This window comes from Trebonia sp., assembly GCF_049794275.1.
In the GTDB taxonomy this organism is placed as follows: domain Bacteria; phylum Actinomycetota; class Actinomycetes; order Streptosporangiales; family Streptosporangiaceae; genus Trebonia.
The window spans coordinates 1-8,499 of record NZ_JBARCR010000760.1; the positions used below are offsets into that span (position 1 = coordinate 1).

At 66.7% G+C, this 8,499-nt stretch carries 9 protein-coding genes; 6 read left to right on the plus strand and 3 right to left on the minus strand.

Going from position 1 to position 8,499, the window contains the following annotated elements; all coding sequences use genetic code 11:
• On the minus strand, positions 1-1,670 hold a 1,670-nt coding region (locus WA805_RS19825), incomplete at its 3' end, for a thiamine pyrophosphate-requiring protein (RefSeq protein ID WP_425243078.1).
• 84 nt (positions 1,671-1,754) lie between these two features.
• Positions 1,755-2,588 carry a fumarylacetoacetate hydrolase family protein gene (locus tag WA805_RS19830; protein ID WP_422285366.1) on the minus strand — a complete coding sequence of 278 codons (834 nt, stop codon included), beginning with the start codon at positions 2,586-2,588 and terminating at the stop codon, positions 1,755-1,757.
• Positions 2,589-2,775: 187 nt separating this feature from the next.
• On the opposite strand from WA805_RS19830, the gene WA805_RS19835 reads away from it, so the two are divergent.
• Genes WA805_RS19835 through WA805_RS19850 form a run of 4 tightly spaced genes read left to right on the plus strand, consistent with a single transcriptional unit; the run spans position 2,776 to position 5,683 of the window.
• Entirely contained in the window at positions 2,776-3,582 is an 807-nt protein-coding gene (locus WA805_RS19835; RefSeq protein WP_422285368.1) for an N-acyl homoserine lactonase family protein, read from the plus strand.
• The gene (locus WA805_RS19840; protein WP_422285370.1) at positions 3,582-4,487 is read left to right on the plus strand and encodes an NAD(P)-dependent oxidoreductase; all 906 of its coding nucleotides are present in this window, start codon (positions 3,582-3,584) and stop codon (positions 4,485-4,487) included. Before WA805_RS19835 ends, WA805_RS19840 begins: the two co-directional genes overlap by 1 nt.
• Positions 4,484-4,876, plus strand: a complete 393-nt coding sequence (locus tag WA805_RS19845) for a cupin domain-containing protein (protein WP_422281025.1) — start codon at positions 4,484-4,486, stop codon at positions 4,874-4,876. Before WA805_RS19840 ends, WA805_RS19845 begins: the two co-directional genes overlap by 4 nt.
• A 3-nt stretch (positions 4,877-4,879) precedes the next feature.
• Entirely contained in the window at positions 4,880-5,683 is an 804-nt protein-coding gene (locus tag WA805_RS19850; RefSeq protein WP_424559165.1) for a carboxymuconolactone decarboxylase family protein, read from the plus strand.
• Positions 5,684-5,692: 9 nt separating this feature from the next.
• On the opposite strand, the gene WA805_RS19855 is transcribed toward WA805_RS19850, so the two are convergent.
• Positions 5,693-6,385, minus strand: a complete 693-nt coding sequence (locus WA805_RS19855) for a GntR family transcriptional regulator (protein ID WP_422281029.1) — start codon at positions 6,383-6,385, stop codon at positions 5,693-5,695.
• Positions 6,386-6,869: 484 nt separating this feature from the next.
• Between WA805_RS19855 and WA805_RS19860 the strand changes: the two genes are divergently transcribed.
• Both WA805_RS19860 and WA805_RS19865 read left to right on the plus strand, forming a co-directional pair.
• Entirely contained in the window at positions 6,870-7,511 is a 642-nt protein-coding gene (locus WA805_RS19860) for a VOC family protein (RefSeq protein ID WP_422281031.1), read from the plus strand.
• Between the two features lie 139 nt (positions 7,512-7,650).
• Positions 7,651-8,433, plus strand: coding sequence for an SDR family oxidoreductase (locus tag WA805_RS19865; RefSeq protein WP_425240903.1), 783 nt, complete (start codon positions 7,651-7,653; stop codon positions 8,431-8,433).
• Positions 8,434-8,499: the final 66 nt, after the last annotated feature.

The window sequence follows — 8,499 nt, forward strand, 5'->3', positions numbered from 1 at the left end:
GCGTCCTTGAGCACCGACGGCAGTTCGGCGGGGTCGTCGACTGTCGCGGCGAAGGCGCCGCCCGCGGCGGCGGCGATGCCGGGGAGGTCGGCTTCCGGCTCGAAGGAGACGTTGAAGTCGTCGGCCGCGGCGGCCGCCCCTGACGGGTGCACGCCCAGCGTGGACTGCTTCGGCGCCCGCCAGCCGCGGTTGTCGTAGATCACCGTCAGCGTCGGCGTGCCGTACCTGCGCGCCAGCCACTGCGCCGAGGACGGCACGCTGAACAGGAAAGTGCCGTCGCCGACGAGTGAAACAACCGTACGTTCCGGAGAAAAGAGCTTGGCACCGACGGCGCCGCCACCCGACCATCCCAGGGAAGCGCCGCCCGACCCTAGCAGGGAGCCCGGCTTGTTGACCCGCAGGTGCTCGGCGACGACCTGGAAGTTCGTGACCGCCTCGGTGAGCACCAGCGCGTCCTCGTCCGCCAGCAGCTCGCGCACGCACGCGGTCAGGTACCGCGGCGTGATCGCCCCGTCCTCCGGGTGCTCGAGGGCGTCCAGGGCGGCGCGCTGCGCGTCGTGCGCGGCCGTGACCGCCGCGCGGCGCGACTCTACGAGATCAGAATCGAAACCGTTCGCCCGAACGGCCGCCGCAATCTGTTCCAGCGCCACCTTCGAGTTCGCGGCGGCAGAGCGCCTGGCGGGGACGTGCCACAGCGACATGCCGTACTTGAGCGGGTCGACGTCGACCACGTAGATCGCCGCGTCCGGCGCCGGGCGGTTGTTGCCGGGGATGTACGGGATGTCGCAGTCGAGGACGAGGACCACGTCGGCCTCGGCGAGCAGCGGGTTCTGCGCGGACGTGGTGAACTGCCAGCCGCGGTGCATCGGGTGGTCGGCGGGGAAGTTCATCTTGAACGGGCCCGACTCGATGACCGGGATCGCGAGCAGGTCGGCGAGCTCGACGAGCGTCGGCACCGCCTCAGGGTCGCGGCCCAGGTGGCCGGTGATGATCAGCGGGTTGCGGGCGGTCGCGAGCGCCCTGGCGATCTCGTCCGCCACCTCAGCGGTCAGCGCCGCCGGCTCGACCGGCCGGTAGTCGGCCGGATTGACGGTGTAGGGCTGGAGCGGCTGTTCCATGACTTCGCGCGGGCCGACCAGGTAGACCGGGCCGGCCGGCTCGCTGGCGGCGATCTGCAGCGCGCGGTGCACCAGCTGCTTGATGTTGCTGCCGTAGCGGACCTCGTTGTCGTACTTCACGTAGCCGCGCATGATGCCGCGCTGGTCGGGCACGTCCTGGATCCAGTGGATGAACTCGTTGCGCCCGCCGGGCAGCTCGTTCTCCATCGTGTACGGGGCGGCGCCGGCGAAGACCAGGACCGGCGCGCGGCCGCGCAGGGCGTTGCTGATCGCGCCGCCCATGTTCTGGGTGCCGGCGTCGACGTGCACGATGACCGCCTGCGGCGAGCGGCTGACCAGCGCGGCGGCGTGCGCGGCGCTGAGCGCGACCATTTCGTGCGGGCAGACGATAAGCCGCGGGAGGTCCTTGTCGCTGCCGTCGGCCCTCGCCTGGGCGAGCGCCTCGATCAGGCCGGGATGGTCGCTGCCGAGGTTCGCGAAGATGTACTGCACGCCGGCCTCGGCGAGCGCTTCGAGGAACGCGGTACTCGTCGTGTAGAAGCGCTCGGTCACGATTCAGGGCCTCCTGCGTCCGGGGTACCCCATCATTGTGTCATTGTGCCGAGCGCTTCAGATGCGCCAATACCGCCCCGGTGGCTATGCCTCGGCGTAGAACTCATTCCGGCACGACCCGATGCCCTCGATCGTCACCGTGACGACCTGGCCGTCTTTCAGGAACGGCTGATCCTCCCTGGCGCTCGCCACCCCGCTCATCGTTCCGGTCACGATGAGATCGCCCGGCCGCAGCGTGGTGAACGTCGAGGCGTAGGACACCAGGTCCGCGATGCTGAACAAGAGCTCGGACGTCCTCGCCTGCTGCATCGTCTGGCCGTCGACGTCGCAGGAGATCGCCAGGTCGAGCGGGTCGTCGAACTCGTCCAGCGTGACGAGCGCCGGGCCCACGGGTGTCGATGCCTCGAAGTTCTTGCCCTGCAGCCACTCGCTCGACCGGCGCTGCCAGTCGCGCATGGACACGTCGTTGACGGCTGTCAGGCCGGCCACGTGGTCAAGCGCCTGGCCTGCTGACACGCGCCGGGCGGCCGTGCCGATGACAACTCCCAGTTCGGCTTCCCAGTCCACCATCGCGGAGGCATGCGGCAGGCAGATGGGGCTCAGCGCGCCGGTCAGCGTGTCGGGGAACTTCGCGAACAGGGTCGGGTACTGCGGCAGTTCCCGCCGGGTCCTGGACTCCAGCACGTGGCTTCGGTAGTTGAGCCCGCAGCACATCGTCTTGCCCGGGCGGACGGCGGGCAGGTTGTACTCCAGCGCGCTGGCATCCCCGTGGTCGGTCCCTGTTGAGCTCGCGGCGGTGCGCCACTGCGGGTCGCCCAGCAGGGCGACGACGTTCGGGTACGGCAGGGCGACGACCGTCCCGTCGGTGATTCGCGCCGCCGACGTGCCGTTCTCCGTGGCGATGGTGGTGAGCCTCATGGCAGCACTATTCAACGGGGAGACTCGTATGTCAATTTCAGGAACGATAGTTAGCAGTAGAGTCGAGTATCGTGCCCTCGGAGCCTGGCGGACCCAGGGCATGACGGCGTGGCCCCCGGCGGCGAGTATTGCCGGGGGCCACCCGAACCCGGTTGAAGGCCTCGTCGGACGGTCATATAGTCGGACCATGACCGGGAGCCAGCATGAGGTGCTGATCGTCCGGTACGGCGCCAGGACGACGACCCGCAGCGACGTATTCCTCAACTATCACGCCTACGGCGAGCCCGACGGCCCCATGGAGATGGACTATTTCTTCTGGGTGATCCGGGGCGACGCCGGCCCCGTTGTCGTCGACACCGGGTTCAGCCGTGACGCCGGCCGGGCCCGCGGCCGGACGATGCTGATCGATCCGCGGGAAGCCCTGGCTGAGCTGGGTATCGAGCGCGCCGACGCGCCGCAGGTGATCATCACTCACGCGCACTACGATCACATCGGAAACCTGAGTCACTTCAATGAGTCTCCGGTGGTGGTGGCCCGCGCGGAAGCCGAATTCTGGGCCGGCCCGCATGCGCGCCACGCTCTTTTCCGGCACGCCGTTGAGGAATCGGAGCTTCAGGCGCTGGCCGACGTGATCGGCGAAGGACGGGCGGTCCTGTTCGAGGACCAGTATGAGGTGGCGCCGGGGATCCAGGTGCTCCGGGTCGGCGGTCACACCCCGGGACAGTCCGTGGTCGTGGTGCAGACGGCCGCGGGGCCGGTTGTGCTCGCCTCCGACGCCGTGCATTACTACGAGGAGATGCAGCGCGACATGCCCTTCTCGTCCGTCGCCAGCCTCGTCGACATGTACGCGGCGTTCGCTGAGCTCAAGGCGATGCTGTCGGACGGGCGGGCGGCGCAGGTGGTGAGCGGGCATGATCCGTCCACCCTCGATCGCTACCCCCAGGTGCCAGGGCCAGCTGGCGCGAAGATGGCTGTTATCGGGAGGCAGGCTTAATGCCGGAAGAGGTTGGCTTCATCGGGCTCGGAAACATGGGCGGGCGGATGGCGGTCCGGCTCGCGGAGCAGGGCCGCTCGGTCGTCGGGTACGACGTAGTCCCCGGGCTGGCGGACAAGGCCAGGGCCAGAGTCGCGGGGTCTATCGCGGAGGTGGCAGCGGCGGCGGACGTCGTGCTGCTCTCGCTGCCGGACAGCAAGGTCGTCGAGTCCGTGGTGCACGGCGACGGCGGACTCCTTGCGGTATCGCGCGAAGGTCAGGTGATAGCCGACCTGAGCACCGCGGCGCCCGCGTCAACGCGCGAGCTGCACAAGCAGTTCGCCGCCAAGGGCGTCAGCTTCCTGGACGCGGGGGTGTCCGGCGGTGCCGCCGCGGCAGAGGCGGGCACGCTCACCGTGATGGTAGGCGGCGACCAGGCAATGCTCGAGCGAATACGCCCGGTACTGGACTGCATCGCGGCCAAGATCTTCTACTGCGGCGCGCCGGGCTCGGGGCACACGGCAAAGCTGCTGAATAACTTCCTCAACGCGGTATGCCTGGCGGCGACCGCGGAGGCAATGGTGGCAGGCAAGAAGGCGGGCCTGGACATGGAGACGCTGCTGAACATCATCAACTCCAGCAGCGGAGTCAATTTCGCTTCCATGAACCGGTTCACCAAGATTATCCGCGGCGACTACCTCAAGGGCGGGCTCACCAACACGCTGATGATGAAGGACGTGATGCTTTACACGGAGCTCATCGCCGATCTCGGTGTGGCCGGCCTCAATGCCAGCGGTCCGCTGGCGTCGTTCGGGCTGGCGAAATCGCTCGGTTACGCGGACCAGATAAGCAATAGGGTGGTGGATGCCATCGGCGATGTCTCTGGCGGCGTCAGGATCCAGTCAGAAGAAAACGGTCAGTCATGATAATTGTCCCTGGACGCTCGAACGGCGCCCCGACTAGCCAGCGGGGAGACACCTTTACCGGCACCGTCTGGGCCGACCCGGTGGTGCCGGCCTCCGATGACATCGTCGTCAACACCGTGTTCTTCCAGCCGGGGGCGCGGACATTCTGGCACCAGCATGAGCGCGGGCAGCTACTGCACGTGCTGGCCGGGGGCGGCCTGATCTGCACCGCCGGGGAGCCGCCGCGACGGATCCGGCCAGGCGATGTCGTCTGGGTGCCGCCGGGAGAACGGCACTGGCACGGCGCCTCGGGCGAGACGTTCCTGGCGCACCTGGCGGTCTCGCTCGGCACGACCATGTGGGCGGGAGAAGTCGCCCAGGCGGACTATCTGCGGTCGCCAGGCGACTGACCGGTGTCCGTGGACGCGGTACCGGCCGCGCTGACGCCGCGGCAGGAGGAAGTCAAGGCGCGGTTCATCGAGGTGCGCGGCACCTGGAGCGAGGCATGGGAAGCCGTCGTGCGGCTGGACCCGGATTTCCTCGAGGCCTACCTGCGGTTCTCCGCTGTGCCGTGGCGCCACGGACCGCTGCCGCCCAAGGTGAAGGAGTTCATCTACATCGCTATCGATGCCAACGCGACCCACATGTATCTCCCCGGCGTACGCCAGCACATCAAGGCGGCGCTGGATCACGGCGCGACGGGCGCCGAGATCATGGAGGTGCTTGAGCTCACCGCCACGCTCGGCATCCACGCGATGAACGTCGGCATGCCGGTCCTGGCGGAAGTGCTGAGCGAGATGGGGCGTCCGCCGGCACCGGAACTGGACGCGCGGCAGCGGGAGATCAAAGAGGAGTTCACCCGGGTCCGGGGATACTGGCACTCGAGCTGGGACGAAACCCTGCAGTTCGCTCCCGAACTGCTGGCCGCGTACCTGGAGTTCTCCGGCGTGCCGTGGCGCGGCGGCAGCCTCGAGCCCAAGGTGAAGGAGTTCATCTACATCGCGTTCGATGTCGCGGCGACACACCTGTACCGCACCGGGCTGAAAATCCACGTCGCGAACGCGCTCGGTTACGGAGCTACCCCCGAAGAGATCACCGAGGTCATGGAGATCGCCGCTGTCCTGGGCGTGCACGCGGTAACGACCTCGGCACCGCTGCTCGCTGCGGAGCTGGCCGCGCGGGCTCAGGCTCCGGCGCCTCAGCCGGCACCGGAGTAACGGCGGGCCTTACCCGACCTCGACGGGCTGGCCCTTAGTGAGCGCCTCGATCGCGGCACGGCCTGCCGCCTCGACGTGCCGCGAGCATGCCTCAGCGGCTCCGTCGGCGTCGTTCGCCTCCACCGCCGTCAGGATGGCGTGCAGCTCCGTGAGGCTCTGCGCCGTGCGGCCCGGCAAGGACAGGGACAGCGATCGCAGCACGCTTATGCGGGCGTGCAGGCTGCCCGCAATCAGCCGCAGCGCGTCGTTACCGCCGCCGGCGAACAGAATGTCATAGAAGTGGTCCTTCGGTTCCAGGATAGAAACGCCGGCGCTTGCGGCTCGCTCGATGTCCCGCATCGCCTTCGCGAGGTCATAACGGGCCTTCGCCGAGGCGTTACGCACGAATATGCGGCCGGCGAGACCCTCCAGCGCCGACCGCACCTCATAGAGCTGCGCGGCTTCTTTCGCACTGACCGTGGTGACAACGTTGCCCTTATTCGGGACGCTCGTCACCAGGCCTTCGGCCGTCAACTCCCTGAGGGCTTCGCGGATGCTGGTCCGTGAGACGCCTGTCAGTTCCACGAGTTCGCGCTCGATAAGGCGCTGGCCTGGAAGGAACCGGCGATCGATAATAGCCTGACGCAGGTTGTCAATAACCTGCGTCCTTACGGGCGCGGGATTTCGCTCAACTCGCAGCGGCCGTGTGCTGTTCTCTGTCACTTCTGAACCCTCGGTAGAGACTGAAAATGACTAAATACAGCTTACCGCATCATCGGGCAGAACGTGTGACCGTCACACAGACCGACGAAGTTGCCCGCGGAGCGCGTGACAGCCGCCCTGGACTCGCGGGGCAAGATGTACATACCTCGCATACATCGCAGATATCGATAAGCGGGCGCCGACTCGATTAAAAACCCCGCCTGCGCAAGAAAAAGCGCGGCGGCCCGCCGCCGTGACCGATCGAGAGGGCCCCGGGAGCGGGCTGGCCGGGCGCCCCTCAGGGCCGACCGGCGGCTTCCCGGAGGCCGACGGCGACGCAACGGCACCGGCCTCCCGTGCGAGCGTACGGAGTAATAATCGATTCTACTGTCAATTAGCGTTTGAGTCATTGACAAGCGAGGATGCCCTCACTAACGTTAGGGACCTAGCGGCGTCGAACGTATACACGATCACGCAGCGGCCAAGAGCATGCAAGGAGGCAGTGATGGCTACCGACTCGCCCGTTCCCTCGGCGCCAGAGCAGATCGACGGCGCTCAGACAACTAGTAAGCTGCGCCGGCTGCATCATCACGCGTATCCGGTGGCGGATCAGGAAGTGACCAGGCACTTCATGGAGGATCTTCTTGGCATTCCGCTCGTGGCGGCATGGACCGAGGACGTCCACGACGAGGACGCCGAATTCAACGGGATGGAATTCTGCCACACCTTCTACGAACTGTCCGACGGCAGCGCTCTCGCTTACTTCCAGATGGCACCGCCCTACGACAAGTACTTCCTGATCGGGAAGACTAACCTCATGGACCACATCGCGCTGGAGACGGACGCCGACACCCAGGAAGAGATCCACCAGCGCCTGCTCGCCGACGGCGTATCGCATTACATTCAGGACCACGGCTACGTGAAGTCGCTGTACGTGGATTCGCCTGACGGTCTCATGGTGGAAATATGCGCGGACCCGGACGACGTCGACGAGATCAAAGAGATCCGTCGCGGCGATGCGCACGCCGCCCTTAAGCGCTGGCTGGGCGGAAATCACGAGAACAACAACCTGTGGCGCAACCGCTCTGGAGCGCCCATGATTTACGACGGCGAGCCCCTGTACAAGGGCCCCGTGTATAAGTCGTAGCGATCGCGCCGGGCGAAAGAATTCAAGCCTGGCTAATTCCCTGAGCTAAGCGGCGTGTGCGCTTAGTGCGCCGTGAGCATGCCGCCGTGTGGTCAGCTCATGCGGCGGACCGATCATGCGTGGACCGAGGAGCTCGTGTATGGATCTCGGAATCAGTGGCAGGCGCGCAATCGTTTGCGCTTCTTCTCAGGGCCTCGGCCTGGCCTGCGCGGTAGCGCTGGCCCAGGAGGGCGTTGATGTCGCGATCAACGGCCGTGACGAGGAACGGCTGGCCGCGGCGGCCAAGACGGTCAAGGAGCATGCCGCCGACGGCGAGGTACGGGCCGTGCAAGCGGATATCACGACCGAGGAGGGGCGGGAGGCCCTGCTTGGCGCCTGGGATGAGCCGGATATCCTGATCACGAACAATCGCGGACCTAAACCGATATATCTCCTTGATGCTTCGCTCGCCGATCTTGAGCAGGCAATGCTCCTCCATTACTGGACGCCGCTCGCCCTCGTCCGGGCCGTTATCGACGGCATGCGAACGCGAAAGTTCGGCCGCATCGTCAACGTCACATCGGCCATGGTCGCATCGCCGCACCCGAGCCAGGCGCCCTCGGCCGGCGCGCGGACGGCACTGTGGGCCGTCATGAAGGGCCTGTCACGGACGGTCGCGATAGACAACGTGACAATCAACCAGCTCCTGCCGCAGCGAATTGACTCGCCCAGGCAGATCGAAGTAGCGCGCGCGTACATGAAGGAGGCGAACATCTCCTTCGAGGAGGCGCGCAGAATGCAGGCTGAGGACATGCCGACTGGGCGCATGGGGCTGCCGAGCGAATTCGCCGCGGCCTGCGCTTTTCTCTGCAGCGCGCACGCCGCCTACATAAGCGGCACGAGCTTGCGACTCGACGGCGGAGACTATCGCGGGCTTATCTGACTCCTACCAGGGATCCAGGTACGGCTCCGGCGCTGTCCCGCGTGTCCTGGCCGCTTTCAGGCCGCT

Coding starts and splice junctions, on each gene's coding strand:
- WA805_RS19830 (WP_422285366.1), bottom strand. CDS start 2,588: ATGAGGCTCACCACCATCGCCACGGAGAACGGCACGTCGGCGGCGCGA.
- WA805_RS19835 (WP_422285368.1), top strand. CDS start 2,776: ATGACCGGGAGCCAGCATGAGGTGCTGATCGTCCGGTACGGCGCCAGG.
- WA805_RS19840 (WP_422285370.1), top strand. CDS start 3,582: ATGCCGGAAGAGGTTGGCTTCATCGGGCTCGGAAACATGGGCGGGCGG.
- WA805_RS19845 (WP_422281025.1), top strand. CDS start 4,484: ATGATAATTGTCCCTGGACGCTCGAACGGCGCCCCGACTAGCCAGCGG.
- WA805_RS19860 (WP_422281031.1), top strand. CDS start 6,870: ATGGCTACCGACTCGCCCGTTCCCTCGGCGCCAGAGCAGATCGACGGC.
- WA805_RS19865 (WP_425240903.1), top strand. CDS start 7,651: ATGGATCTCGGAATCAGTGGCAGGCGCGCAATCGTTTGCGCTTCTTCT.